The sequence below is a fragment of the Gemmiger formicilis genome (assembly GCF_900167555.1).
GTDB lineage: Bacteria > Bacillota > Clostridia > Oscillospirales > Ruminococcaceae > Gemmiger > Gemmiger formicilis.
The window spans coordinates 76,461-101,597 of record NZ_FUYF01000003.1 but is presented as its reverse complement, the minus strand read 5'-3'; the positions used below and the strand labels follow the sequence as shown (position 1 = coordinate 101,597).

Below are 25,137 nucleotides of genomic sequence, written 5' to 3'. Positions count from 1 at the left end.
CTATGGAAAAGCCGAAATTTCACCTGAACCCTAACGAGGAAATCGTCAAAACCATCCGCGAGGGCCTCAAGCGCACGGGCGGCTACTGCCCCTGCCGCTTGCAGCACATTCCGGAGAATATCTGCATCTGCAAGGAGTTCAAGGAGCAGCTGGCCGACCCGGACTACCACGGGGCGTGCCATTGCGGGCTGTATGTGAAGGATTGAGGTTTTTTCCCTTTTACAACAATTATAATAAGGGCAATACCGCATAATTCTAAGTGCCGATACGGCGAGCGAGGTGCGGCAGCTGCTAAGCCAAAAGCGCAGATAATACTTTGTGTATTATCGAGCATTTTGGCAACGCAGATGCCGTGCCGTAGCCGCCGGAGCGGTGCTTAAGCCGCAAGGCGGGAATTATGCGGTGTTGCCTAAACAAAACGAGGTATCTGCCACGGAAAGCAGGTACCTCGTTTTGCTTATGCTACACGCACGCCGCCAGTGTATCCTCGGTCAGGATAATGTGCCCGTCGGCGTCAACATCGGCGGTGTAAACGGTGCCGGGGTGGGCCGTACCGGCAGCGATGCGGTCCGCAAGGGCCTGCTCCACGGCACGGCTGACGGTGCGGCGCAGCTCCCGCGCACCGTAGGGCGGCACCTTGTCCCCGGCCAGCATCTTGGCTGCGGCGGGCGTGTGGTGCAGTGTGTAGCCCTGCCGGGCTGCGCGCTGCTCAAGCTCGACAAGCAGCCGGTCTGCGATCCCGGCCAGCTGCTCCGGGCCGAGCGGGTCAAAGAGGACGGTCTCATCCAGACGCCCCATCAGTTCGGGGCGGAAAAACTCCTTAGCCTCCTGGATGGCTTGCTGGCCGCGGCGCTGGGTCTCGGCAGCGGCGGCCCCAAAGCCCAGCGGCGACGTCTGCCCGGACAGACACCGCGCACCCAGATTAGAGGTGAGCAAAATAATCGTGTTGGAAAAATCCGCCCGGCGTCCCTGGGAGTCGGTCAGATTGCCGTCCTCCAAGATTTGCAGCAGCAGGTTCTGGATGTCGCTGTGCGCCTTTTCGATTTCATCAAATAAGACAACACTGTACGGGCGGCGGCGCACGGCCTCGGTCAGCTGGCCGCCCTCGTCGTGGCCGACATAGCCCGGCGGCGCGCCGAGCAGCCGCGCGACGGTATGCCGCTCCATATACTCCGACATGTCAAAGCGCAGCAGGGCTTTTTCGCTGCCGAACCAGCATTTTGCCAGCGTGCGTGCCAGCTGGGTCTTGCCGACGCCAGTCGGCCCGAGGAACAGCATAGCTCCTATGGGCCGCCCGCTCTCCCGCAGGCCGGTGCGGCTGCGTCGGATGGCAGATGCCACGGCGGCCACGGCCTGCGGCTGGCCGATGACCTCGGCGGCAAGGCGCTGTTCCAAATTAGCAAGCCGCTCCCTCTCGGCTTCGCCCACGCGCTCTGCGGGCACGCCGCTGGCCTTGCTGACGACCCTTGCAATATCGGCGGGGGTCAGTGCCCGGCGGTTCCCGCTGGCATCGGCAATGCGGCGGGCCGCGGCGGCTTCGTCCAGCAGGTCAATGGCCTTGTCGGGCAGATACCGCCCGGGCAGGTAACGCACGCTCAGCTCCACCGCGGCGTGGATGGCCTCGGGCGGGATGCTGACACCGTGGTAGCGCTCATACCGCGGCATCAGTCCGGCCAGAATCGTTTCTGCGGCAGCAGGGGTGGGCTCCTCGACCATGACCCTTCCAAAGCGGCGCTCGAGCGCGGAATCCTTCTGGATGGTTTTGCGGTATTCCTCAGGCGTGGTCGCGCCGATAAGCTGAATTTCGCCGCGTGCCAGCATCGGCTTTAAGATGCTGGCGGCGTCAATGGCTCCCTCCGCCGCCCCGGCCCCGGCAATGATGTGGATTTCATCGATAAACAAAATCGTTGAGCGGTCACGGTACAGTTCTTCCAACAGGTTCTTGAACCGCTCCTCAAAGTCGCCGCGGTATTTGGTGCCCGCGACCATCGACGCCATGTCCAGCGCCAGCACCCGCTTGCCGCGCAGTGCCGGGGTGATCTGCCCCGCAGCGATCCGCTGCGCCAGTGCCTCCGCCAGCGCAGACTTGCCGACACCCGGCTCACCCAGGAGGCAGGGATTGTTTTTCTGGCGGCGGCAGAGAATTTCAATCATGCGATCCAGCTCGGCATCACGGCAGAGCACCGGGTCGAGCCGACCCTCCTGTGCGAGGCGCGTCAGGTCGCGGCCGTATTTATCGCTGGGGCGGCCCGTGCGGGAGGCAGCCATCCGCGGCTGGGCGGGCAGCACAAGCTGACCAGAAAGCTGGCGGCATTCCCGCGCGGCCTGCGGCAGCTCGATGCCCAGAGCCGCCAGCCACCGGCTGGCCGTGCAGGACGAGTCCTCGAGGATGGCGCAGAGCAGGTGCTCGTTCTCCGCCTTGGCGGCACTGGCCGCGTGCGCACCCAGCACGGCAAATTCCATGGCCTTGCTCAGCTCGGGGGCAAGGTCCCGGCTGTGCAGGCGGCGCGGACGGCCCGCCGCGTGGGCGGCGGTATGCTCGGCCAGGGCGGTGGATGTCACCCGCTTGCGGCGCAGAAAATCCGCCGCTGTCCCCTGTGCTGTCTGCACCAACGCCAGCAGCAAATGGCCGGTATCCGCCTGGCTGCACCCCTGCTGCCCCGCCAGCACCAGCGCCGTGTGCACGGTGCGTGCCGCCGTGAAGGAAAAACCTTTATATCTGTAGACCCAGAACATCTGCAAATCCTCCTCTGAAAAGTACCCATTGAAAGTATAGACGCCGGGCCAATAAATAATCATCGAAATCTGGGGGATTCTGCAAGACAAATTGAGAAAACCGTGGTATAATAAACTGATTGTTTTTATTTTTACGTATGAGGTGGTTTTCAATGCACAAATTGATGCGCTACATCAAGGGCTATGAGAAGCAAGCCCTGTTAGCGCCGCTTTTCAAGATGCTGGAAGCCTGTTTTGAATTGTTTGTGCCGCTGGTCATTGCCAGCATCATCGACACGGGCATCAAAAACGAGGATGCAGCCTTCATCTGGACGCGCTGCGGCCTGCTGATCCTGCTGGCTGCTATCGGCTTGGCCAGCAGCCTGACGGCCCAGTGGTTCTCCGCAAAGGCGGCGCTGGGCTTTGGCACGGCATTGCGCAAGGACCTGTTCCGCCATATTGGCACGCTGAGCTACAGCGAGCTGGACGGCATCGGCACCCCGACGCTTGTCACCCGCATGACGAGCGACATCAATCAGGTACAGAACGGCGTCAACCTGACGCTGCGTCTGCTGCTGCGCTCGCCGTTCATCGTGATCGGCGCGCTTATTATGGCGTTCTCCATCAGCCCGAAGCTGACGATGCTTTTCATCGGCGTTACGATCATGGTGTCGCTTATTATATGGGCCATCATGCGCGTGACCGTTCCCATCTACCATGAGGCCCAGAACGGCTTGGACCGTGTGACGCTGCTGACGCGCGAAAACTACGTCGGCGCGCGCGTGGTGCGTGCCTTTGCCCGCCAGGCGGACGAGCTGGCCGCCTTTGTGGAGACAAATGACCATCTGAAAAAGCTGCAATTTGCGGCAGGCCGTATTTCGGCGCTGATGAACCCGTTGACCTATCTCGTCGTCAACCTGGCCGTTGTGGCGCTGCTGCTGCGCGGCGGTGTAGAGGTCGATGCCGGTAAGCTGACGCAGGGCGAGGTCATTGCCCTTATCAACTATATGAGCCAGATCCTGCTGAGCCTGCTGCGTCTGGCGGATCTGGTCGTTTCGGTCACCCGCGCACTGGCCAGCGGCATGCGCGTCAATGAGATTCTGAACACCCACACGACGATGCAGGATCCCGGCACTGCAGAGCTGGCTGTGAACGACGCTGCCGAGGCGGCTAAGTTTGAGCACGTCACCTTCACCTACAAGGATGCCGGCGCACCGAGCCTGACGGACATCACGTTCACGGCCAGGCCCGGTGAGACCATCGGCGTCATCGGCGGTACGGGCAGCGGCAAATCGACGCTGATCGACCTGGTCTGCCGCTTCTACGATGCCGACAGCGGCGGCGTTGCGCTGTTCGGCCATGATGTAAAGCAGTACAGCTTTGCACAGCTGCGCAGGCTGGTGGGCGTCGTGCCCCAGCAGGCCGTGCTGTTTACAGGTACGATCCGCGACAATATGCAGTGGGCCGCCCCCGGAGCTTCCGATGAGGAAATCTGGCAGGCGCTGGAGATAGCCCAGGCGGCGGAGTTTGTCCGCGGCAAACCCGGCATGCTGGATGCGCCGGTGGAGACCGCGGGCCGCAACTTCTCCGGCGGCCAGCGCCAGCGCCTGACGATTGCCCGCGCGTTGGTACCAAAGCCGAAGATCCTGATTCTGGATGACAGTGCCTCGGCGCTGGATTTTGCAACGGACGCAGCCCTGCGCAAGGCAATCAAAGAGGAAACGCACGGCATGACTGTGTTTATCGTCTCCCAGCGCGCGGCCAGCGTGCAGCGCGCCGACCACATTCTGGTGCTGGATGACGGCAAGCTGGTTGGCGACGCGCCCCATGCCGAACTGCTGCGCAGCTGCGAGGTCTATAAGGAAATCTGCCTGAGCCAGTTGAGCAAGGAGGAGGTGGCAAAGACGCTATGAGCAAGACAAAGCAAAAGCTGGACCAGAATACGATCCATCGCGTCCTGAAGCTAATCCGCCCCTACACCGGCATGGTCATCCTGACGCTGACCCTTGCGCTGATCACAGTGGTCACGACTCTGCTGGCCCCGGTACTGTCCGGCAAGGCCGTGGATATGATCCTGGGACCCGGTCAGGTTGATTTTGCAGGGCTTGGCAAAATTGCGATAGCGATGGCTGCCACGATTGCCTGCACAGCGCTGGCCCAGTGGCTGATGAATGTCGTCAATAACCGAATTACTTTTCAGGTCGTGCGTGATATGCGTGTCCGTGCGTTTGGCCAGCTGGAGATTCTGCCGCTCAAATATATGGACGCCCACCGCCCCGGCGATGCTATCAGCCGCATTACCACCGACGTGGAGCAGTTCAGCGACGGTCTGCTGATGGGCTTTACCCAGCTGTTCACCGGCATGCTGACGATTTTGGGCACGCTGGGAGTCATGCTGTTCATCGACTGGCGCATTGCGCTGGTCGTTGTGGCGTTGACGCCGCTGTCGATTTTCGTCGCGCGGTTTATTGCCACCCACACCTATTCTATGTTCAAGGTGCAGAGCGAGACCCGCGCCGAAATGACGAGTCTGGTCGAAGAACTGGTCGGCAACGAGCATCTTGTCCGTGCGTTCGGCTATGAGCGCCGCGCCGAGGAACGCTTCGATAAGATCAACCTCGATTTGCAGAAGTGCGGCGTCAAGGCGACGTTCTTCTCCTCTACCACGAACCCCTGCACCCGCTTTGTGAATGCGCTGGTCTACGCCGCCGTCGGCGTACTGGGTGCGTTCGTCGCCATTGCCGGCGGCATCACGGTGGGCCAGCTGTCGGTCTTTCTGAACTACGCAAACCAGTACACGAAGCCGTTCAATGACATTTCGGACGTTATGACCGAACTGCAGAACGCGCTGGCTTGTGCGCAGCGCGTGTTTGACCTGATTGACGAGACGCCCATCGTGCCCGATGGCCCGGATGCTGTTGCCCTGCCCCACGGCGCAGGCAGCGTGGAGTTTGACCACGTCAGGTTCCGCTATGTGGACGATGTGCCGCTGATCGAGGATATGAACCTGAAGGTTGCGCCGGGCCAGCGCATTGCACTGGTCGGCCCCACGGGCTGCGGCAAGACGACACTGGTCAATCTATTGATGCGGTTTTATGAGATCAACGGCGGTACACTGCGCGTCGACGGGTATTCCATCGACAATGTGACCCGCGACAGCCTGCGCGGCAACCTGGGCATGGTGCTGCAGGAGACCTGGTTGAAGGCCGGTACGATTGCGGAGAATATCGCCTACGGCAAGCCGGATGCGACCCGCGAGGAGATCATCGCCGCAGCCAAGAAGGCGCACGCCCATAGCTTTATCTGCCGCCTGCCCAACGGGTACGACACGCAGGTAGCCGAGGACGGCGGCAACATCAGCCAGGGCCAGCGGCAGCTGCTCTGCATTGCCCGTGTCATGCTGCGACGCCCGCCGATTTTGATTCTGGATGAGGCAACGTCCAGCATCGACACCCGTACCGAGGTGCTGGTGCAGGATGCCTTTGAGGAGCTGATGAAGGGCCGCACGAGCTTTATCGTGGCCCATCGCCTGTCTACCATCAAGAATGCTGACCAGATCCTGGTCATGAAGGCCGGCAACATCATTGAGCGCGGAACCCACGAAGAACTGCTGGCGCAGGGCGGCTTCTACAAGCAGCTGTACGAGAGCCAGTTCGCCAAGGCATAAAGCCATACACCAGGAAAGAAATAGGAGGAAGTATTATGAGTCACATTACCATTCCGGAAGGATACCAAAGCCTTCTGGGTTTGTATGACACCCAGAAGGCCATCGGCCTCATCAAGACGATCTTTCAGGAGAAGCTCTGCATGGCGCTGCACCTCAAGCGCGTCACGGCTCCCCTGTTTGTCATGCAGGGCAGCGGCCTGAACGACGACCTGAACGGCGTCGAGCGCCCTGTTTCGTTCGATGTGCCCAGCCTGAACGAGCAGGCAGAGGTCGTCCACAGTCTGGCTAAGTGGAAGCGCTACGCCCTGTACAAGTACGGCTTCCGCCCCGGTCAGGGCATTGTGACCGATATGAACGCCGTCCGCCGCGACGAGGAGCTGGACAACCTGCACAGCATCTACGTGGACCAGTGGGACTGGGAGCGCGTTATCACTGCCGACCAGCGCACGCTGGAATTTCTGCAGGAGACCGTGCGGGACATCGTGGACGCTGTCTGCGCAACGTCTGACGAGCTGCGCTGGAAGTTCCCCGAGCTGAAAAACAACATCCACCTGCGCCGCGAGGTGGCATTTATCACGACGCAGGAGCTCGAGGACAGGTACCCGGACTTCACGCCGAAGCAGCGCGAAAATGCCTTTGCCAAAGAGCATGGAACCGTCTGCATCATGCAGATCGGCGGCAGGCTCAAGAGTGGCCAGCCCCACGACGGGCGCGCACCCGACTATGATGACTGGACGCTGAACTGCGACATCCTGTTCTGGCACAAGCCGCTGGACTGCGCACTGGAGCTGTCCAGTATGGGTATACGCGTTGACGCCGACGCCCTGCGCCGCCAGCTGGACGCCGCAGGCTGCCCGCAGCGCGCGGAGCTGCCCTTCCACAAACTGCTGCTGGATGGCACCCTGCCCCTGACAATGGGCGGCGGCATCGGCCAGAGCCGCCTGTGCATGCTGCTGCTGGGCAAGGCCCATGTCGGCGAGGTACAGGTCAGCCTGTGGGATGACGCTACGGTACAGGCATGCAGGAATTCGGGCGTGGAGCTGCTGTAACCCTTGACAAACCCCTGCCGATTGTGATATTATATTAGAGTTCCCGCTAGTATAGCACAATTGGCAGTGCAGCTGATTTGTAATCAGCAGGTTGCAGGTTCGATTCCTGTTACTAGCTCCAAGAAAAAATCCCCGATACATCGTAGTAAACACGGTGCGTCGGGGATTTCTTTTTGTCTATATTCAAGCTGATTTTGACGCGAATGGTCATAATTTGGGCATAAATCTTTTCAAAACCCAGTTTTCAGCCGATTTCTTGCCGCTGTTTGATTCTGTCAAAGATGTTGCCCAGAGCGTCGGCCGCTGCTGCATCTGACGACCGAATCATAGCTGCATAAATGTTTGTCGTTGTCGAGACTTGTGCGTGACCCAAGCGCCCCGCAACCGTAGTTGCCGGAACGTGGGCAGCAATCAGCAAGGCCGCGTTTGAGTGGCGCAGACTATGGAAGCGGCACGGCGGGAGGCCGTGTTCTCTTAAGAATACGGGAAACCAGCTTGAAACAACGTTCGGGTCAATCGGCTTGCCATCCGGCTTTGTGAACAGCAAATCATTTTTCACGAGTTTGCCGCCCTCAATGGTAATAGTCCGTTGCCAGAACGTCCCCACTTTCAGTCGCTCCCGCATCTGCCACTGCTTATAATCTTTCAGTAGTGCTATACAGTCGTCGCTTAGCTTAATGCAGCGGCGGCTTTTTTTCGTTTTGGGATAATCAAAAATTGTTCCCTTGTGGGCAATATAAGACAGATTTCTATTGATTGCCATAACTCCGGCATCTAAATCAATGTCAGACCAGCGCAAACCGCAAATTTCGCCCCGCCGGGCACCCGTAAACAAAGCAAGCTGCGTAATAACTGACAGCTGCACAGGGGCATCAGGGAGCGCCGCAAGCAAGTCCGCAATACCGGTTTCATCCAGAAATTCAACGTCTTGTTCAACCAGCTTTGGAGGCGTGACACGTTCACACGGGTTTGCATCCATCAACTGCCACCGCACGGCAGTACTGAACATACTTGACAACATCAGATGATAATGCCGCTGACTGCTTGCGCTTAGTGTATCGGTGCTTGTACAACTGAAAGCCTTTGTAAATGCCCATCCAGCGGCAGCGGCTATCTTTTCGGCTGACTGTTTGGAAACGGTGCGCCCTTGCATAATAGCGGCCATTGTGCCTTGCGATAGCCCAGCAGCTTTTTGTAATTCAATGCGCGTTCCTTTGGGGAACGCTTCAATAAAGGCCGCTTTCGCCTTGTATTTTCCATCTTCACGAATGCCCGGCTGCGCAAGCTGTTTGTAAAATTCTTGAATATGGCCGGGTTGCAACTTTGACAGCTTAATGTGCCCGATTGCAGCGGAAACACGAGGCAGCAGCTTTTTGTAATCTTCGGTCGTGTGCGGTTTCAAATTCGGTTCGCAAAATTCTGTCAGCCACTTTTGGGCAAGGCCGTCAACGGTCAAATCCGTTTCAGCAAACAAACCCCTTTGAACTCTTTGCTCAAAGTCCCGCGCAAATTCCTGCACTGCCTTTTCCGTCTGCCGTGCTGTCAGCTTTGTCGGAGGCGTGAACGTGGCGGAGCGGTACACATACCGACCATCTGCGCCCAGCCCGGCGGATACCTTGACGCGGTATGACGTTGTTCCGTCTTTATTCGCTCTCCTCGTTACGTTCGCCATAGTCTTAACCTCCTAACCACTTTTTCTCTTTATTTATTCTTTTTAAAAAATTGTAATATAGAGTTAGATTATCAACGGTCGGTCTTTCTCTTGCGGCACATTCTAATTCCGTGTTTTCCTTTTCAAACTCTGGTAGGAATGTACTGTTGTGTAGCTGTGCAGAAACTGTACGGCTTGCTTTTGTCCGGATGGCGCCTCTAAGTCGTGTACAGTTCTGCATGATTTGCCGCACCGCTTGTTCGCAACTTTTATTTTCGCCCTTCAAAATCCCACCACAACACGGGCTAATCCGTTTGCAATACTGATTCTTTAGGCTCTTTGTAGCAAACCAGCATCCACAATGACGGCATTTCACAAGCTTAAGCCCATAGTAGGCATAGTAATAAAGCAATGCTACCATTACTTGTGTAACGTTTGTCAAATCGTCAAATTCCATGCTTGTTGTTTCATTGATGCTGACAGGCAGATAGTTTGACTTCATGCGGCTTGCTATGCGAATTTTGTCAACATCTTGCAATGAAAACACAACAGATTCCTTACCGTCAAAGTATTCATGGAAGAAAAGCAATGTATGCCCTCTTTCAACACGTCCAAGCAATTTGTAAGATGTTGCAGGATGAATATCTTTGCCAGTCATTGCGTTACGCATATAGTTGATACAGTTTGTAACTATGGCATCCTCATTAAAATTGGGTAAATGTCTTTCCAAAGAATTGTATATAAGACCAAAGCAGTTTTCGGTCTTTATTGTCCACTGGCATTGTGCATTGTCATTCCTGATAGTGGTAGTTTGTTCTGTGATACAAATATTCACCCGAGCTATGACCTCACTTTCTTATAAAAATGTTTCCTTTCAATTATATTTTACACCAACATTTTCATGCTGTCAACAACAACATTCTGATGTAAAATAAAGACATAACAAACGATGCACCGCATGTTATATCTTTATGGGAAGGTGATTTTATGAACCGGGCTAACGCCGATATTCGGAACGCTGTCGCAACAAACGGGTTCAGGCTGTGGGAGCTTGCTGCTGCACTCGGAATCAATGACGGAAACTTAAGCCGCAAGTTGCGTACAGAACTTCCGCCAAGCGAAAAACGCCATTTGTACGAGGTTATTGCAGCCATGAAAGCTCAAAGAGAGGGGCAGAACCATGTCAAAAATTGAATTTCCCCGTATGGCAACCATCTCGCAAGCTGCCGCTGAATCTGGCATCCCTGCCTACCGCATCCGACAGCTTTGCAAGATCGGTCAGGTGCGCAGCGTCAAGTGTGGGCGCAAGATACTTGTGAACCTGTCGAGCCTTGCAGCTTGGATGCAGGGAGACACAGAGCCACAGCAGCCCGGTATCCGCCGGGTTGGCTTATGAAAACAAAAAAGCCACCCAGCGTGTTACAGCACGCCAGACGGCCAAAGAGGCAGAGAAAAAATACAATTCTATCTTCTGCTCCCATTTTATCAAACCGAAGGGAGTTTTTCAAGTATGATTATCACTGAAATTTTAAAGCATGGCCGTGAAAACGCAACCCGCGCTGATGAACTGGCCGCCAAGTTAGAAACTACCCCGCGAGGTCTGCGCAGCCAGATTATGCGAGCCCGTGATGCTGGCGAGATTATCCTCTACGCTCCCGGCGGCTACGGCGGATATTTCTTGCCAAGCGATGACCCGGAGATTGCACAAAAGGAAATGTCTGCTTTCTATCACGTCCAAGCCGCCCGGTGCAAGCATGGACTAAAGGCAATCGCACCTGTTGCCCGCAAGCTGGGCATCCCATTAGGCCAGCTGGATTTTGAAAGTGAGGAAACGCTATAATGGCACGCCGTAGAATGTTCAGCCTTGACGTGGTCGATACAGACAGATTTCTTGATATGCCGAGTAGCACACAGGCTCTTTACTTCCACTTAGGTATGCGGGCCGATGATGACGGCTTTGTAGCATCTCCAAAGCGTACCACCGCGATGTGTGGATGCAGCGCCGACGACCTCAATCTGCTAGCGGCAAAGGGATTCGTAAGACCGTTTGAAAGTGGTGTACTGGTCATCGTGGACTGGAAGAAAAACAACCTACTTCGCCCAAACCGATACACCCCGACGCAGTTTCAAAAAGAAAAGGCACAGCTTGGTATACCGGCGGTAAACCAAAGTACATACCAGCGGGTTCCACAGGTTAGTATAGGTAAGGATAGTATAGATAAGGTTAGTGTAAAGAGAGAACGTAAGGCGGACAAGCCGCCCCGCCCACGCTTCACACCACCGTCTGAGGATGATGCTATTGCTTATTTTTGCGAACAAGGTTCGTCAGCGGTGGAAGCCCAGTCTTTTATTGACTACTTTGCCGCCAACGGCTGGAAGATTGGCGGTAGAGCCAGTATGAAGGACTGGCAAGCAGCTGCCCGCAACTGGATACGCCGTTCTGGGCAGTATAACCGCCCACAGACAAGGAACACAACGCAAGAATCGCCGTCTGATACATTGAGCCGCGTAGCGGATAGGCTCAAAGCAGGAGACTTTTCACTTTTGGAGGTAGGGAAATGACCGTTGATGAAGTTACAGCTTTGATGAGATGGAATGTGGCAATGTACGCTAACTGCGCCAAGCCGTTAAGTGAGGAGAACGCTGCTACTCAAATTACGATTTGGGCAGCAGAACTTGCTAACGTACCAGCTTATGCTGGGCAGAAAGCTATGCGCAAGGCTTTTACCGTCTGCAAGTTTCCCGTGACGTTGGCCGATTTATGCGACCAGCTGCGCAGCATCCAAGCAGAGTATGCGGTCCCTGTTGCTGATGCCTGGAAGAAAATTTTGTGGATGATCTCACGGGTTCATTATTGCGGAGAACCGCCGCTTGACTATCCTGCAATGTTTTCGAATCTTCCCGATGTGGCACGGGATTGGCTGGGAAGCTATCATGCAGCGCTTGCACTTAACAATATGAGCGATGAGGGGCGCATGTACAAGCGTAGTGAGTTTGAGAGATTCTACGAGAAATGGACGAAGACGGCGCCACTAAATCCGGTGTTACTTCCAGTCAACGAAGAAGTAGAAAAGCAGCTTGCAGCCGAAAGACAGAAACCTTTACTCCGCCCAAAGCGCGGATATGACGGCTGGTATTAAAATGACGGTTGTGCTATCTAGACCTCACCGGGCGTGTTCATTAAGTGGTGGAGGATAAAATGTCAGCAGCAGAACAGCAGGCCACATACGCAGCCCTTGCAACACTGGCGGCCGCTGGCAATAGCTACGCGCTGGGCCAGCTGCGGGAGACAAACAGGGGACTTATCCGCTCAATGTTCTGGAAATGGTATCCCCATCACAAAGACCTTGCAGATCAGCACGGTGTGACGGCAGATGACTTTGAACAGGAAGGCTTTTTCGCCGTCAAGTACGCCGCCCAGACCTACGACCCGGCGGCTGGCGCGTTCTCTACATGGCTTGCCCAGGCCATGCAGCGGCAGATACAGCTTGCCTTATCTAACGGCCACCGGCGAAAATTTGTTGATGAGGACGGCAAGACCCACACGACCAGCGCCGACCCGTTAAACCATTGTTTCAGCCTGGACTTGCCCATCGACAGCGAAAATGCAGACGGCCCCACGCTAGGCGAGGTTCAGCCAGACCCGGCAGCAGAACAGGCGTTTACAGCAGCAGAGGAGCGCATATCCAGCGCCCAAACCCGTGCCGTGCTTGTTGATGCCTTAGACCGTTGCGGCACCATAGAAAGCGCTGTAATGCGGCACAGGTTCTTTGATGGGCTGTCGATGGCGGCCACTGGCGAAAAGATGGGCATAACCCCGGCGCAAGTGCGCACTATAGAAACCCGCGCACTTCGAAAGCTGCGCAGCGACCCGAAACTACGCCGCTGGCATGACAGGGAACTTGAAAACCGTGCCTGGCATGGAGTCGGCTACCTGACATGGCGAGAGACCGGCAGCAGTGTGCAGGAGCGTGTCACTGAACGGCTGGAAACGATAGAACTGAATAAAATTGCCGCAAAGCGTGAAAAAACGCTCAAAAATGAACATTTAAGAGAGGGGGTGTGAAAGATTACACAGAGACAGCAAAAGGCCCTGGCAGCGTTGCTAACGTGCCCTACAGTAAAAGCAGCTGCCCGCGCTGCAGGGCTGGATGAGAGCACGATCCGCCGCTACAGGCAAGACCCCGCCTTTATTGCAGAGTACGAGCGGCGCTGCGCTGAAATGCTGGAAACGGCCACAGACAATGCAAAAGCGGCTATGCCGCCCGCCATTGACCGCCTGCGCGGCATTATAGACGATGACCAGCAGCAGCCGCAGCAGCATATTGCGGCGGCCCGCGCTGTGCTGGAATATGGTTTGCGGCTTGTAGAAGCCAACGACTTTGAACAGCGCTTGCGGGCGCTGGAAGAAAGGAGCAGAAAATGAAACGTGACTTCACAGCCAGATTGAAAGCGCTTGAAGATTCCCTGACAGCGCAAGACCCTGTTGCAATCGTTGAACCCGTGCCCGGCGGCTACCTGCTGAAAACCGGCACACAGAAAGGCGCGATTGTAACGATGAACGAATTACACCAGCGGTACGACGTAGTGATCATTGACGATGTGCCGCGAATTGAAGAAAGTGAGTAAAAAAATTATGAATTACGCAAAATCTTACATTGACAACTTCCGCGAATATGCCGCCGCCGTTGCAGCCGAAAAGGAAGCCCGTGCCGCACTCGAAGCCGAGTACAACGCCCGCAGCATTACAAAGGCTACATTTGACGCCAAACTTGCCGCCATTCTCGAAACTGCCCCGAAAGAGGCCGAGTTCCGCAAAAAGGCTGACAAAATCGTTGCAGACTTTGACGCGGCCTATTCTGCATGGATTGCGCCGGACGGCAGCAAGGTTGATGAAGCCGACCTGAAAGTGCTTAACCCCGTGTTTATCACGAGCGCAGCTGACTTGCAGCACATTGCCGACAGGCATCGCAAAAACCCGACCATGTGCAAACCCATCCGCAAATATGCCGCAGAAAAAGGCTTTAATATCCGCATCCTTGACGTGGATGCCCCGTTGCGTGCCATGAATACGCTGAAAATGTTTGCACAGAAAGCACTTAGCGATGTTAACGGCTATAGTGCCGCCTGCCTTGCAAACGACAAGTTTTGCCAGAAATTCATTGACATGATGGACGTTCTGGACGGCAAGGAACTGTTGACGGATACCATCGAAGAATAACGAGAGTGTCGTGTCATTAAACTAAAGCACCCCCGGCGGCTTGTAACCACCGGGGGCTTTTGCATACTTTGAGCATCGCAACGCCACAGCGCGAGGAACACGCCTGTTTTGGCGTTGCAGGTCTGTTTAATATAGTTTTTCCGTCTGGAATACAAAACGCGCCACAGAGCCTTGCAGGGGCTTTGCAGCGCATTGTCTTATTCTTTGCTATCATTCCCGGCGGGTACGCCTTGCAGCTTTTCCAAAAGCGCCGCCCGCTTGCTTTCCGTGTCTGGGTCTGTCTGACCTGCGCCGGGCAATTCTATAAAATTTTGTTTTTGTCAATACTTCGTTATTTTTTGGTTTCGGTCGAGGGGCGTATATATGTTTCATCGCCAGCCGGGTCGTTGCTATAAAAAAGAGGGGGAGCACCGAAGCGTTCCCCCTCTTTGCTGGACTATTCAAGCTGTGCAACGGATTCTTCATCCGAAATAAATTCTTCCACATCGTCAAGGTCTAAGTCGAATCGAGTCCCCCTGACAATGGCATTGTATTCAGTGTCGATTATTGCATAGCCACCGAAATTATCAATGCTGTCTCGTCTGCAGTTCATTTTCATCATGGTATAGCCCAGCTTATTCAATTTGCGGCGCAGTCGTACTGCACGGTTTCTTTCATCGTTTGTCATGGTAATATCTCCTTTTTGAAATAAAAATGATTTATTCCATGCCAAACCATACCACGCCTTGCCCTGCCGCACCTCACCTCGCCACACCTTGAACCACTAGTATTTGTGGGCAATATCAGTATCTGTTATAGATTTGCCCACGATTCCCGGCATCTACGACCCGCACAATTAACTGGCCGTTATCTACAGTGTAAATAATGCGGTAGTTGCCGACACGCAACCGAAAAAATCCAGGATGGCCTTTAAGCTGCTTTCTGTCTCCCTCATCTGGGAGCTTGGCAATTGCCTTTAAAACTCTGGTTTCGTCCGGGTGCGGCAGCTTTTTAAGGAATTTCTGAGCATCCTTTTCAATCTTGATTTGGTATTTCATAGCGCAATGCCTTCTTGCGCCGCGAACTCTTCTAGGCTGACGTTTTCGTGCTTGTCGGGCGAATCATCGTTTAGATAATCGTCAACCAGCTTTTCACAGAAACGATCATCTTCTAGTTCATCGTCAAACTCTACGCCGCGCAGGAACATCAAAATAGCCTGCATCTTGTAATCCGGCAAGGTATCAATAATCTGCTTTGCCTGCTCTCTCTCGCTCATAATAGCGCCCCCTTTACGGTTTCTCTTTGTTTAACTGTTGGCTAATTGCCGCCACAATATACGCATTCAGGCTAACTCCCTCTGCATCGGCAGCGGCTTGAACTTCATCCTTTGTCGGGCTGGTATCTTTTTTCAACACGAGGTTTACACGGTCATAGGCTTTAGCATTCCATTTGTTATTCGCCTTTGTTCTTGCTGTTCCCAATGGTTACACCTCCCCTTACATATTATAGCACGCAATCTGTACTTGCGCAAGTGTACAATTTGTACTTATGCAAGTGTATATCTTTGTGCAATTTGCATATTGAATGTACTTGCGCAATGGTATATAATAAAGATGTCGAAAGGAAAAAGGTCAAGGCGGACGTCAAGCGAAAGCCCACCAGAAACGCCAGATAAGACGCGGACAGGATTGCTAGAACCTCACAGAGCGCAGACAGCACCGAGCCACCGCGAACCTTAACCCCCAACGGCAAAAAGAAAAGCGCCCGGCATAGCTACCAACTACACACCGAGCGCACCCCACACAATAGGGCAAACCCATTATAGCACGGTTTGCCCCAAAATGTAAAGGAGCAAGCAATGAAGCAGTATGACCTTAGCGCGATTATGAGCCGTGCGTGGACGATTTTCCGCAAGGGCGGGATGGTATTTGCCGAAGCCCTGCACAGAGCTTGGCAGAGCGCCAAAGCCCGCCCACAGAACGCGGCAGCGATTGCAGCAGCCAAAGCAGCCGCCGGGATTGCAGAGGATTGCAAAACGTGGGCTGACTGGAAAGCGGCGGGCTTTGAAGTGGTTCACGGCAACAAGGCGCTTTTCCGCGCCGTCCTAATCTGGGCAAGTCACGGCGATGGCGCGAGGTACACGGCAAGTTTTTTCGGCGCAAGCCAAGTGCAGCCGATTAAAGCATAACAAACGAATAAACGCAGCTGCGCTAACGGCTTGACGGGCTTGCGAGGTATTGAAAATGGATGAAGCTACCGCCGAAATGATAGAACGTGCCATCGATCAGATGACCAAAGAGGAATTAAACGAGCTTACGAAACACGCTTACCGCCGATTAGTCGAACTCGGTACTAACGAAAGCAACCTTGCGGGAATCCGCGCCAAATATGGACTTAATGAAAAGGGTGGTTTATATGACTGAACATCAGAAAAAGGTACAGCAGGCCATTGATTTGATGATGCAGATCGATGCTATCGACACCGAAATTTTTATCGAAGCCGTGAAAAGCGGTTACTTCAAGCAAGACCACACCGAAACCGAATTACGGGCATACATAGAGAACGCCCGGCAGCAGCGCAAGGCATAACAAACACGGCTGTGCTATCTGGCTATACGGGCTTATGAGGTGATGAAATGAAAGACTACGAACAGCGAGAACGTGACTTAGCTAACATGGGACACAAAGACCTAATCCGCTTTATGCGCCATGCCTACAACTGGTTACTTGATGACGGCATGAGCGAAAGCGAACTTGAAGCAAGTCTTGCGAAATTCGGACTTTGCAAAGAGGATATTTTCGCCAAGCGGCAAAGAATGGGGGATGTTTGCAATGACGGCTGAAGCATCAGAAAACATTGAAAAACTTGTGTCCATATTGCTGACCTTTTCCCCTGAGCAAATGGCTGCGTTTGTGGCAGGTGCGCGGGAAATCATCGCCCAGTACACCCCGAAAAATTGACCCCGTGCGCCAACACCCCCGGCGGGAAGAGCCCATAACAGGCAGAGCGCCCTTAACGGGGCGCTTTCCCCATTTATGGGACTGCAAAAATGGTCATAATTTGGGCATAATTGCATTGAAAACTACTAAAAACAACTAAAAGGCACAACAAGCAGATATGCGAATTATCGCACAATATTGCACGTTATTTAACGATGCAACGCCAAGAATCATCAATTTGTAATCAGCAGGTTGCAGGTTCGATTCCTGTTACTAGCTCCAAACTTAAAAAAGCGCGTTACAAAGTAAATCTACTTTGCAACGCGCTTTTTTCTTGTTTTTGTATGTCTTTTTGCGTCCTAAACAGTAAAAAACAGGTCGTAAACGCAGTAGAATCGCATAACGCGGAGTCAGGGTTGAACTCAGGATATTGTAACAGATGCTGCTGTACATAAAGCTGATGGATTGTTCTTGAGGAATATTTAGAGAAGCTTTTCCTTATTGCACACTACTCTATATACTCCTAAAAAGCGCCCGGTAAGCGTGATGCTTACCGGGCGTTTTGCTTTGCTGTTTTAAGTGTTTGCCAGTGCCGTCTGCAGAGCGCAGTAATTCTCCAGTGTCAGCTGCTCGGGGCGGGAACGCTCATCAAGACCGGCGGCCTGCAGGGCGGAGATGACCTGCGCCTTGGGCAGGTGCAGGCCATTGGCGATGGCGTTGGCGGCGGTCTTGCGGCGCTGGGAGAAGGCGGCGCGAATCAGCGCGAAGAAGACGGCTTCGTCGCCGTTCGGCACGGTTACGGCGGGCTTCTCCCTCACATCCAGGCGGATGACGGCGCTTGTCACCTTGGGGGCGGGGTAAAAGCTGCCGGGTTGGACGCTGAACAACAGCTTCGGCTCGGCGTAATAGGCCACGGCGTAGCTGATTGCACCCGCATCCCGCGTGCCGGGGGCGGCGCAGAGGCGCTGTGCGGCCTCCTTCTGCACCATTACGGTGATGTTCCGGATAGGCAGCTTTTCCTCCAGCAGACGCATCAGAATCGGGCTGGTGATGTAGTACGGCAGGTTGGCACAGACGGCGACGGGCTTGCCGCCGAACTCCTCGGCCAGCAGAGCCTTCAAATCGACCTTCAGCACGTCGTTCAGGATGAGCTTGAAGTTGTCGTAGTCGGCCATCGTCTCTTCCAGCAGCGGCGGCAGACGCTTGTCGACCTCGATGGAGACGACATTGTCCGCACGCTTGCAAAGCTGTTCGGTCAACACGCCGATGCCGGGGCCGACCTCAAGTGCGCCCCAGCCGGGGCCGATACCGGAGGCCTCCGCAATGCGGGGGCAGATGCCGGGGTTGATGATGAAATTCTGGCCGAAGCCCTTGGACAGGGCAAAGTCATACCGTGCGCAGAGGTCACGGATGGTGGACAGGTCAGTCAATGTGGGCACGGTGGACGTCCTTTCCGAGTCAATAAAAATCAGTTCTGCCCGGCCAGTGCCGTGGCCGCGTTGACGGCCTTGCTGATCTGCGGGTCAGTATCAAGTGTGTAATCGTAGTAGGCGTTCTGCTCGTCGACGGAGAGCGCGGCGTCAATGTCGGGGCGCAGGCCCTCCTCATTCCAGGTCTGATCCTCGTTATCGAGCAGCAGGCCCACCGTGATGTAAGCGGCGGAGCCGTCGGAGAAGCTCTGGGCGTCGCTCAGAACGACGCCCTTACCCGCAGTTTTGGTGCCGACGAGCGTCGCACCGGCCATCTTGCGCAGGGCATTGGCGAACAGCTCGGCGCTGCCCGCGGTGGAGCCGTTGACAAGGCAGACAATCGGAACATTGATCTCGGTCTCATCGGACATGCGCAGCACGGTCACATTGCCGTCCCTGTCCTGCTGCTTGGCAATCTCACCGGAAGGCACACAGTAATCCGCGGCCACAAGGGCGGCGTTCAGGTTCTCGCCGGTGTTGTCGCGCAGGTCAAAGACAAGGCTGTTCGCTCCCTGCTGCAGCAACTCATCCACAGCAGCCTTGAACTCGCTGGCCGTGCCGGAGGTGAAGGCGTCAATGCGGATGTACCCGCAGGTGTCCGCGACCATCTGACGGGTGTAGATGGAGGGTGTTTTGTAGTTGGAGTGGACAAGATTCAGCTGCTGCTCCTGGCGGTCCGGCGTCAGGTAGGTGATCGTGGTGGTCGTACCCTCCTCACCCAGCAGCTTGGAGGTCAGGCGCGCGGTAGAGGTGATGTTGCGCGTCGACTCATCGTTGATAGCGGTGATGAAGCCGCCGACCTGCATCCCGGCCTCTGCGGCGGGCGAGTTGTCATACAGGCGGATGATGCGGGCGTAGCCGGAGGATGTGTCATTGACGACAGCGACGCCGATGCCGGTCAGTGTGCCCTTCTCCACAGACTGCTTCTCGCTGTATTCCTTGGCGGTGTAGTAGACGGCGTACTTGTCGTTGATGCCGTTCATGTAGCCCGCAGCCAAGCGGTCATTCAGGGTGTCCTCGTCGATGGTGAAATACTCCCCTGCGCGGACAAAACGATCAATTTCGGACAGCTTGTTGTACTGGCGCTCCTTGTTTTTGACGCTGGACACTGTGGTGTTGAACATCTTCATGGACACGACCATGGTCAGCGAGAAGGTGACGGCCATTGCAATGATGGCAATGGTGGCCGCCACGCCAAGACTGATTTTTTTGCTCATGGGTCTGATGGCTCCTTACTGTGTTTGCGTTATGCCCCGTAGGCTAGTGAGAAAAATACCGTAGAGAAAAGGCTGAGTATCATCAGAACGGCGACTACAAGGCAGAAAATACGCACGGAGGTTTTGTGCTTCTGCGGCTTCATACAGATTCCCCTTTCGTTATGAGAGGTAGTTCATGACATTGACCAGGACGTTGTTGACCTTCATTTCCAGGTGCAGATGGTTGCCTGTGGAGTTGCCGGTGGAGCCGACATAACCAAGGACCTTGCCCTTTTCCACGGGCTGGCCCACGCTGACAACGGGCGCGCTGTTCATGTGGGCGTACAGCGTCGAATAAGTATTGCCGTTGTCATCCTTGCCGTGGTAGACCTGCACGTAGTAGCCCCAGCTCCAGTGGTAGGCCGCAGCGGTGACGACACCGCCGGAGACGGCGTAGATTTCGGTGCCGCCCGGTGCGGCGTAATCGGTGCCGCGGTGGCCGTTGCCGCCGAAGTAGCAGGAGACGTACTTATAGGTGGCCAGCGGACGGCCAAAGTCCAGCGAGCACTGGATGGACGCATTGCCGTAAGCCTGGTTGGCGGCGTTCAGCGCGGCGTCCAGCTCGGCAGCAGCCTTATCCACGGCCTTGTTGGCTTCGATCAGGGCCGCCTTGTTGGCCTCGATCTCCGCATCCGCTGCGGAAATGTTGGCGTCGGTCTGGGAGATATTCTGGGCAAGCTCATTCGTCTTGCCGTCCAGCGCGGTCTTTTGGGTCTCCAGATCGGCCTGCGTGGCCTCCAGGTCCGCCTTGGCCTGCTCCAGCTCGGCGCGCTGCTGCTCCAGCTCGGCGTGCTCATTTTCAAGCTGTTGGCAGGTGTCCTCGTCCTTATTAACGATCTGATCCAATGTGGTGGCAAAGGTCAGCAGCTGGTACAGGTTGGTGGCACTGGACAACAGTGCGATGGAGCCGCCGTCATTCAGACGCTGCATCGCACGCATACGATCTTTAAAGTCCGCCCAGCGCTGGTCGTATTCGGCCTGCTTCTGGTCGACCTCCTGCTGCTTCCGGTCAATCTCGTCCTGCTTGTTGACGATTTCCTCATCCAAAGAACCGATCTGCTCGGACAGGTTGCTGATCTGGCTTAAAATCAGTGCCTTCTGCTGCTCAAGCTGCGTTTTGAGAGCCTCAGCGTCGGCCTTGTTGCTCTGCGCGTCCTTGAGCTGCTGGTTGACCTTTTCCTGCTCAGTCTGCAGTTCCTGCAGCTTCTGGCGCAGGTCGCTGACGCTGGAGGAGGCGGCCAGCGGCGTCATGACGGTGGAAAGCGTCATGCTCATGGCGACAGCCGCGCTCAGCAGAAGCGAAATCAGCTTTTTGCCGTGTTTTACATGCTTCATGGTCTTATACGTTCCCTTTATCCCCTGTTATACATTCAGATGCTTGCGGATGCTGGTGGCGGTGCCGAGGCCGCAGAGCAAGAAGCCCAGCAGCACAAAGCCGCCGACGATGTAGTACCAGACGCTTTCCAGCGGGACAAGCGTGCCGCCGAACATCTGCGAGAGGTTGGACGGATTCTCGGCATACCAGCGGCAGAGTGTATAGTACGCGCCGCAGACGATGCCGGACGCAATGCCAGCCGAAATCAGGCCGGAGGTGACGCCCTCGACAAAGAACGGAAAGCGGATGAAGCCGTTGGTCGCGCCGACGAGCTTCATAATGCCGATCTCCTTGCGGCGGTTAAAGACGGTGATTTTGATCGTGTTGTTGATGACGACGATGGAGACGATGGCCAGCACCGCGACCAGGCCGTAGCAGGCGTAGTTGATGACCTTCTGCAGGGACGTGAAGGTATCCGCCATAGCCAGCGGGGCCTTGACGCTGTAAACGCCGTCGATCTGCATGAGCTGGGCGGAGACTTCCTCAATGTTGTCGGGGTCGTCCACGGTCACGCGGTAGTTGGGAGTGAACGGGTTGTCATTGGCAAAGACCTGCTGCAGGTTTGTGTAATCCTTCAGCATATCGCTGTAGGTCGCCAGAACGTCCTCCGGCGACATATAGGTCACGCTCACAACGTGGGGCGTGCTGCGGATGGCCGCGTCGGCGGCGGCAATCTGCTCGTCGGTGGCGACCTCGCTCTCGCCGGTGCCGCCCATGTAGACGACGGTCTCGTTCTGGTTGCCGATGTATTCGACCATGTGGTCAATGTTGATGCCCAGCAGCGAGGCTGCGCCGATCAGCAGCATGCAGACGGTCAGCACGCCCATGGAGGCAAAGGTCATCAGCCGGTTGGCGCGCAGGTTGTGCAGGCCCTGGCCGACTAAGTAGATAAAACTGGAAAAACGCATGGTGTCCCCTCTTACTTACAAATCAGTCCTCGTCGTACTCGTAGTCGTCCTCTTCGCGCTCGGCCATGGCGGCAGCGTAGCGGCGCGCGGCAGCAGGGTCAGCGGTATCGGAGGCTACCATGCCGTTGGCCAGCGTGATGACGCGGTTGCCGTACTTGCGGGCCAGCTTGTGGACGAGCTCGTGCTCATGGGTGACGACGACGACGGTGATGTTGACCTTGTTGATGGCCTCAAAGAGCTGCATGATGTCCATCGACATTTCGGGGTCGATGTTGCCGGTGGGCTCGTCCGCGATGATGAGCTTGGGGCCGTGGGCCAGCGCGCGGGCAACGGCCACACGCTGCTGCTCGCCGCCGGAGAGCTCATCCGGCAGGCGGTCCATTTTGTCCTCCAGACCGACAAGGGAGAGTGCAAACGGTACGCGGTCCTTGATCTTTTTGGTCGAGATGTTCGTCACGCGCATAGCGAAGGCGACATTCTCATAGACGGTCATGGTGGGGATCAGGCGGAAGTCCTGGAACACAACGCCCATCTGACGGCGCAGGTAGGGCACCTTGCGGCGCTTGATGCGCGTTAAATCCTGCCCATTGATAAAGACCTTGCCCTCGGTGGGCTTCTCCTCCATCTGGATGAGCTTTAAAAACGTGGATTTGCCCGCGCCGGAATGGCCGAGGATAAAGACGAACTCGCCCTCGTCAATATGGATGTTGATGTCCTCCAGCGCGACGTTCTCATCGTTGTGGGTCTCGTAGGTTTTATATACATGTTCAAAATCGATCATTCGGGGTTCTCCTGCCGTGGTGTGGCTTTGCTGTTATGGTTACAGTCATACATATAATAGAATACCATGTCAGACCTCTGCGGTCAAGGTGCTTTGCGGCTATAAAAAGCAGGAAAATGGCGCTGCCTTGCGGTGCAGCGCCATTTGTGAAAGTTTTTTTAAAATCAATATTTGGCCGGGTTGGCGGACAGGTATTTCTTGACCATCAGCGCTACCTTAAAGACGATGGCATCATCGAAGTTGCGCAGGTCAAGGCCGGTCAGCTTGCGGATCTTCTCAAGGCGGTAGACCAGCGTGTTGCGGTGAACGAACAGACCGCGACTCGTCTCAGAGACGTTCAGGTTGTTCTCAAAGAAGCGCTGGATCGTGAACAGCGTCTCGGCATCGAGGGAGTCGATGCTCTCCTGCTTGAACACCTCGCGCAGGAATGCCTCGCAGAGCGTCGTAGGCAGCTGGTAGATCAGGCGCGCAATGCCCAGATGGTCATAGCTGATGACCTGACGCTCGGTGTCAAACACCTTGCCGACCTCCATGGCAATCTGGGCTTCCTTAAAGCTGGAGGCCAGGTCCTTGATGTTGCCGATGGGCGTACCGATGCCGACGACGGCCTTGATGTAATGGTCGCCCTGCAGCGTATCGACGATGGAGGCAGCCAGCTTTTCCATATCGCGGGTGTTGTTGTCGGGTTTGATCTCCTTGACCAGGACGGTGTCGGTCTCGCTGATGTTAAAGACGAAGTCCTTCTGTTTGTCCGGGAAAAGGCCGCTGACGACATCGTAGGCGGAAATATCATTGCCGGAGGTCACGCGGATCAGTAGTACGACGCGCTGCACGTCAGAGACAAAGTGCAGCTCCCGCGCCTTGGCGTAGATGTCGCCGGGCAGGATGTTGTCGAGCACGACGTTCTTGATGAAGTTCGTCTTGTCGAATTTTTCGTCGTGGTACTGCTTGATGCTCTGCAGGCTGATGGAGAGCATGGCGGCGAATTGCTCGGCGGTAGTGTCAGTGCCCTCGACAAAGACGGCGTAGTCATTGTGCTTGGCGTTGGAGAACTGATGGTAGGCATACCCATCGCGCACGAAAGCATCCCCGGCCGTCTGGCGGACTGCGGCCACGCCCTCGCGCACCTCACCGATCTGTCCCAGCTCAGAGCAGGAAATGACGGTGCCGGTCTCATCAATCACGCCGACGACACGATCCACTGCGTCCTTCATCTGGTAGACCACGTTCTGGAATACCCTGTTTGCCATAATATGTGACTCCCCTTTTAGCTGTTATTTAGACAGTCTGCACCGGTGTGCAGTGCGGGCTATGCGTGTTTGGCAAAATTGCCGTTTGGTAATCTGCCTGAAAACCAAAACATCATAATGTATATTTTACACAATCCGCTTGGCTTTTGCAACATATTTTCACGAAAATCGCAAGATTTTCTTGTACATTTTTTAAATCAGCACAAAAAATGTACCTGCCGGTGTTTTCCCGGCAGGTACAACGTCCGTCATTTTGACGATTTTTCCTCTTTTGTCTGGTTCATGGCACCGGTGCCGCCCTCGACGACGCCGCGGCGCTGGAACACATAGGTGATGCTGCGGAAGAAAATCTTTACATCATTCCAGAACGTCACATGGGCGGCGTACTCACCGTCGTAGCGGGCTTTGACGTCAATCGGCAGCTCGTCGCGTCCGTTGACCTGTGCTAAGCCGGTCAGGCCCGGGCGGATGTCGTTGGCGCGGACCTTGTCGCGCGCTTCGATCAGGTCGTACTGGTTGTACAGTGCGGGGCGCGGGCCGATGACGCTCATCTGCCCTGCCAGTATGTTGTAGATCTGCGGCAGCTCGTCCAGGCTCGTCTTGCGCAGGAAGGCACCGCTCCCGGTAATGTAGCTGTCCGCATCTTTCAAAAGGTGCGTGGGAACGTCGTGCGGGGTGTCGCCGCGCATCGTGCGGAACTTCAGGATGTTAAAGTGCGTTTTGCCTTTGCCGACGCGGCGCTGCTTGAAAAAGACCGGCCCCGGGGAGTCGAGCTTGATCCACAGCGCGACCAGCCCCATCGGAATTGCAAGAATGATCGTGGCTGCCAGCGAAAGGATAATGTCCAGCAGGCGCTTACCGTAACGCTCGTACATA

The 25,137-nt window shown here is 55.5% G+C and carries 33 protein-coding genes and 1 tRNA gene; 20 read left to right on the top strand and 14 right to left on the bottom strand.

Features of this window, described 5'->3' with window-relative positions:
* The first annotated feature begins 2 nt into the window (after nt 1–2).
* The gene (locus B5D32_RS03615) at nt 3–206 is read left to right on the top strand and encodes a ferredoxin-thioredoxin reductase catalytic domain-containing protein (RefSeq protein WP_078783726.1); all 204 of its coding nucleotides are present in this window, start codon (nt 3–5) and stop codon (nt 204–206) included.
* A gap of 256 nt (nt 207–462) precedes the next feature.
* Here the strand turns inward: B5D32_RS03615 and B5D32_RS03610 are convergent, their stop codons facing one another.
* Entirely contained in the window at nt 463–2,736 is a 2,274-nt protein-coding gene (locus tag B5D32_RS03610) for an ATP-dependent Clp protease ATP-binding subunit (protein WP_078783725.1), read from the bottom strand.
* Nucleotides 2,737–2,888: 152 nt separating this feature from the next.
* On the opposite strand from B5D32_RS03610, the gene B5D32_RS03605 reads away from it, so the two are divergent.
* The 4 genes from B5D32_RS03605 to B5D32_RS03590 all read left to right on the top strand — a co-directional run bounded on the left by B5D32_RS03605 (nt 2,889) and on the right by B5D32_RS03590 (nt 7,552).
* Nucleotides 2,889–4,628, top strand: a complete 1,740-nt coding sequence (locus B5D32_RS03605; RefSeq protein WP_078783724.1) for an ABC transporter ATP-binding protein — start codon at nt 2,889–2,891, stop codon at nt 4,626–4,628.
* Nucleotides 4,625–6,382 (top strand): ABC transporter ATP-binding protein, encoded by a 1,758-nt coding sequence (locus tag B5D32_RS03600; protein WP_078783723.1) that lies wholly within the window; start codon nt 4,625–4,627, stop codon nt 6,380–6,382. The genes B5D32_RS03605 and B5D32_RS03600 overlap by 4 nt, the downstream gene beginning before the upstream one ends.
* 35 nt (nt 6,383–6,417) lie before the next feature.
* Nucleotides 6,418–7,431 (top strand): aspartate--ammonia ligase, encoded by a 1,014-nt coding sequence (gene asnA, locus B5D32_RS03595; protein WP_078783722.1) that lies wholly within the window; start codon nt 6,418–6,420, stop codon nt 7,429–7,431.
* Between the two features lie 45 nt (nt 7,432–7,476).
* Nucleotides 7,477–7,552 (top strand) — tRNA-Thr (locus tag B5D32_RS03590).
* A gap of 123 nt (nt 7,553–7,675) precedes the next feature.
* Here the strand turns inward: B5D32_RS03590 and B5D32_RS03585 are convergent.
* Nucleotides 7,676–9,103 (bottom strand): tyrosine-type recombinase/integrase, encoded by a 1,428-nt coding sequence (locus tag B5D32_RS03585; protein WP_078783721.1) that lies wholly within the window; start codon nt 9,101–9,103, stop codon nt 7,676–7,678.
* 4 nt (nt 9,104–9,107) lie between these two features.
* A complete protein-coding gene (locus B5D32_RS14820; protein WP_143402667.1) occupies nt 9,108–9,917 on the bottom strand; it encodes a hypothetical protein in 810 nt (269 codons plus the stop codon).
* Between the two features lie 152 nt (nt 9,918–10,069).
* Between B5D32_RS14820 and B5D32_RS03580 the strand changes: the two genes are divergently transcribed.
* The 10 genes from B5D32_RS03580 (at nt 10,070) to B5D32_RS14815 (ending at nt 14,698) form a co-directional block, all read left to right on the top strand.
* The gene (locus tag B5D32_RS03580; RefSeq protein ID WP_078783720.1) at nt 10,070–10,276 is read left to right on the top strand and encodes a hypothetical protein; all 207 of its coding nucleotides are present in this window, start codon (nt 10,070–10,072) and stop codon (nt 10,274–10,276) included.
* Nucleotides 10,263–10,478 carry a helix-turn-helix domain-containing protein gene (locus B5D32_RS03575; RefSeq protein ID WP_078783719.1) on the top strand — a complete coding sequence of 72 codons (216 nt, stop codon included), beginning with the start codon at nt 10,263–10,265 and terminating at the stop codon, nt 10,476–10,478. The genes B5D32_RS03580 and B5D32_RS03575 overlap by 14 nt, the downstream gene beginning before the upstream one ends.
* Before the next feature lie 114 nt (nt 10,479–10,592).
* Complete coding sequence (locus B5D32_RS03570) at nt 10,593–10,922, top strand: hypothetical protein (protein WP_078783718.1); 330 nt, start codon at nt 10,593–10,595, stop codon at nt 10,920–10,922.
* Nucleotides 10,922–11,644 carry a hypothetical protein gene (locus B5D32_RS15370; protein WP_200805163.1) on the top strand — a complete coding sequence of 241 codons (723 nt, stop codon included), beginning with the start codon at nt 10,922–10,924 and terminating at the stop codon, nt 11,642–11,644. Before B5D32_RS03570 ends, B5D32_RS15370 begins: the two co-directional genes overlap by 1 nt.
* The gene (locus B5D32_RS03560; protein ID WP_078783717.1) at nt 11,641–12,222 is read left to right on the top strand and encodes a hypothetical protein; all 582 of its coding nucleotides are present in this window, start codon (nt 11,641–11,643) and stop codon (nt 12,220–12,222) included. The genes B5D32_RS15370 and B5D32_RS03560 overlap by 4 nt, the downstream gene beginning before the upstream one ends.
* Nucleotides 12,223–12,281: 59 nt before the next feature.
* A complete protein-coding gene (locus tag B5D32_RS03555; RefSeq protein ID WP_078783716.1) occupies nt 12,282–13,148 on the top strand; it encodes a sigma-70 family RNA polymerase sigma factor in 867 nt (288 codons plus the stop codon).
* A gap of 36 nt (nt 13,149–13,184) precedes the next feature.
* Nucleotides 13,185–13,508, top strand: a complete 324-nt coding sequence (locus B5D32_RS03550; protein WP_078783715.1) for a hypothetical protein — start codon at nt 13,185–13,187, stop codon at nt 13,506–13,508.
* Nucleotides 13,505–13,711, top strand: a complete 207-nt coding sequence (locus B5D32_RS03545; protein ID WP_078783714.1) for a hypothetical protein — start codon at nt 13,505–13,507, stop codon at nt 13,709–13,711. Before B5D32_RS03550 ends, B5D32_RS03545 begins: the two co-directional genes overlap by 4 nt.
* Before the next feature lie 7 nt (nt 13,712–13,718).
* Nucleotides 13,719–14,303 carry a hypothetical protein gene (locus B5D32_RS03540; protein WP_078783713.1) on the top strand — a complete coding sequence of 195 codons (585 nt, stop codon included), beginning with the start codon at nt 13,719–13,721 and terminating at the stop codon, nt 14,301–14,303.
* A gap of 68 nt (nt 14,304–14,371) precedes the next feature.
* Nucleotides 14,372–14,698 carry a hypothetical protein gene (locus tag B5D32_RS14815; protein ID WP_143402666.1) on the top strand — a complete coding sequence of 109 codons (327 nt, stop codon included), beginning with the start codon at nt 14,372–14,374 and terminating at the stop codon, nt 14,696–14,698.
* A 41-nt stretch (nt 14,699–14,739) separates the two neighbouring features.
* On the opposite strand, the gene B5D32_RS03535 is transcribed toward B5D32_RS14815, so the two are convergent.
* From B5D32_RS03535 to B5D32_RS03520, 4 genes are all read right to left on the bottom strand, one after another.
* On the bottom strand, nt 14,740–14,970 hold the full coding sequence (locus B5D32_RS03535; protein ID WP_078783712.1) for a hypothetical protein: 231 nt from the start codon (nt 14,968–14,970) through the stop codon (nt 14,740–14,742).
* A 115-nt stretch (nt 14,971–15,085) separates the two neighbouring features.
* On the bottom strand, nt 15,086–15,340 hold the full coding sequence (locus B5D32_RS03530; RefSeq protein WP_078783711.1) for a type II toxin-antitoxin system RelE family toxin: 255 nt from the start codon (nt 15,338–15,340) through the stop codon (nt 15,086–15,088).
* Nucleotides 15,337–15,558, bottom strand: a complete 222-nt coding sequence (locus B5D32_RS03525; protein WP_078783710.1) for a hypothetical protein — start codon at nt 15,556–15,558, stop codon at nt 15,337–15,339. Before B5D32_RS03525 ends, B5D32_RS03530 begins: the two co-directional genes overlap by 4 nt.
* Before the next feature lie 13 nt (nt 15,559–15,571).
* Complete coding sequence (locus tag B5D32_RS03520) at nt 15,572–15,763, bottom strand: hypothetical protein (protein ID WP_078783709.1); 192 nt, start codon at nt 15,761–15,763, stop codon at nt 15,572–15,574.
* Between the two features lie 377 nt (nt 15,764–16,140).
* Here B5D32_RS03520 and B5D32_RS03515 point away from each other — a divergent pair, with 377 nt between their 5' ends.
* Genes B5D32_RS03515 through B5D32_RS15365 form a run of 5 tightly spaced genes read left to right on the top strand, consistent with a single transcriptional unit; the run spans nt 16,141 to nt 17,243 of the window.
* Nucleotides 16,141–16,470 carry a hypothetical protein gene (locus B5D32_RS03515; RefSeq protein ID WP_078783708.1) on the top strand — a complete coding sequence of 110 codons (330 nt, stop codon included), beginning with the start codon at nt 16,141–16,143 and terminating at the stop codon, nt 16,468–16,470.
* Nucleotides 16,471–16,525: 55 nt separating this feature from the next.
* On the top strand, nt 16,526–16,705 hold the full coding sequence (locus tag B5D32_RS03510) for a hypothetical protein (protein WP_078783707.1): 180 nt from the start codon (nt 16,526–16,528) through the stop codon (nt 16,703–16,705).
* Entirely contained in the window at nt 16,698–16,871 is a 174-nt protein-coding gene (locus B5D32_RS15165; protein ID WP_159446972.1) for a hypothetical protein, read from the top strand. The genes B5D32_RS03510 and B5D32_RS15165 overlap by 8 nt, the downstream gene beginning before the upstream one ends.
* 47 nt (nt 16,872–16,918) lie before the next feature.
* Nucleotides 16,919–17,125: a hypothetical protein gene (locus tag B5D32_RS03505; RefSeq protein ID WP_078783706.1), complete on the top strand. Its 207-nt coding sequence runs from the start codon at nt 16,919–16,921 to the stop codon at nt 17,123–17,125.
* Nucleotides 17,115–17,243 carry a DUF397 domain-containing protein gene (locus B5D32_RS15365; protein WP_143402665.1) on the top strand — a complete coding sequence of 43 codons (129 nt, stop codon included), beginning with the start codon at nt 17,115–17,117 and terminating at the stop codon, nt 17,241–17,243. Before B5D32_RS03505 ends, B5D32_RS15365 begins: the two co-directional genes overlap by 11 nt.
* A 554-nt stretch (nt 17,244–17,797) precedes the next feature.
* Here the strand turns inward: B5D32_RS15365 and rsmA are convergent.
* The 7 genes from rsmA to B5D32_RS03470 form a co-directional block, all read right to left on the bottom strand.
* On the bottom strand, nt 17,798–18,661 hold the full coding sequence (gene rsmA / locus B5D32_RS03500) for a 16S rRNA (adenine(1518)-N(6)/adenine(1519)-N(6))-dimethyltransferase RsmA (protein WP_078783705.1): 864 nt from the start codon (nt 18,659–18,661) through the stop codon (nt 17,798–17,800).
* Between the two features lie 29 nt (nt 18,662–18,690).
* Nucleotides 18,691–19,908, bottom strand: coding sequence for a S41 family peptidase (locus tag B5D32_RS03495; RefSeq protein WP_078783704.1), 1,218 nt, complete (start codon nt 19,906–19,908; stop codon nt 18,691–18,693).
* A 159-nt stretch (nt 19,909–20,067) separates the two neighbouring features.
* Complete coding sequence (locus B5D32_RS03490; RefSeq protein WP_078783703.1) at nt 20,068–21,282, bottom strand: murein hydrolase activator EnvC family protein; 1,215 nt, start codon at nt 21,280–21,282, stop codon at nt 20,068–20,070.
* 27 nt (nt 21,283–21,309) lie between these two features.
* Nucleotides 21,310–22,230 (bottom strand): permease-like cell division protein FtsX, encoded by a 921-nt coding sequence (ftsX, locus tag B5D32_RS03485; protein WP_078783702.1) that lies wholly within the window; start codon nt 22,228–22,230, stop codon nt 21,310–21,312.
* Between the two features lie 22 nt (nt 22,231–22,252).
* Complete coding sequence (ftsE, locus tag B5D32_RS03480) at nt 22,253–23,011, bottom strand: cell division ATP-binding protein FtsE (protein ID WP_078783701.1); 759 nt, start codon at nt 23,009–23,011, stop codon at nt 22,253–22,255.
* 164 nt (nt 23,012–23,175) lie between these two features.
* Nucleotides 23,176–24,261 carry a PucR family transcriptional regulator gene (locus B5D32_RS03475; RefSeq protein ID WP_078783700.1) on the bottom strand — a complete coding sequence of 362 codons (1,086 nt, stop codon included), beginning with the start codon at nt 24,259–24,261 and terminating at the stop codon, nt 23,176–23,178.
* Nucleotides 24,262–24,509: 248 nt separating this feature from the next.
* Entirely contained in the window at nt 24,510–25,136 is a 627-nt protein-coding gene (locus B5D32_RS03470; RefSeq protein ID WP_078783699.1) for a sugar transferase, read from the bottom strand.
* Nucleotide 25,137 lies beyond the last annotated feature (1 nt).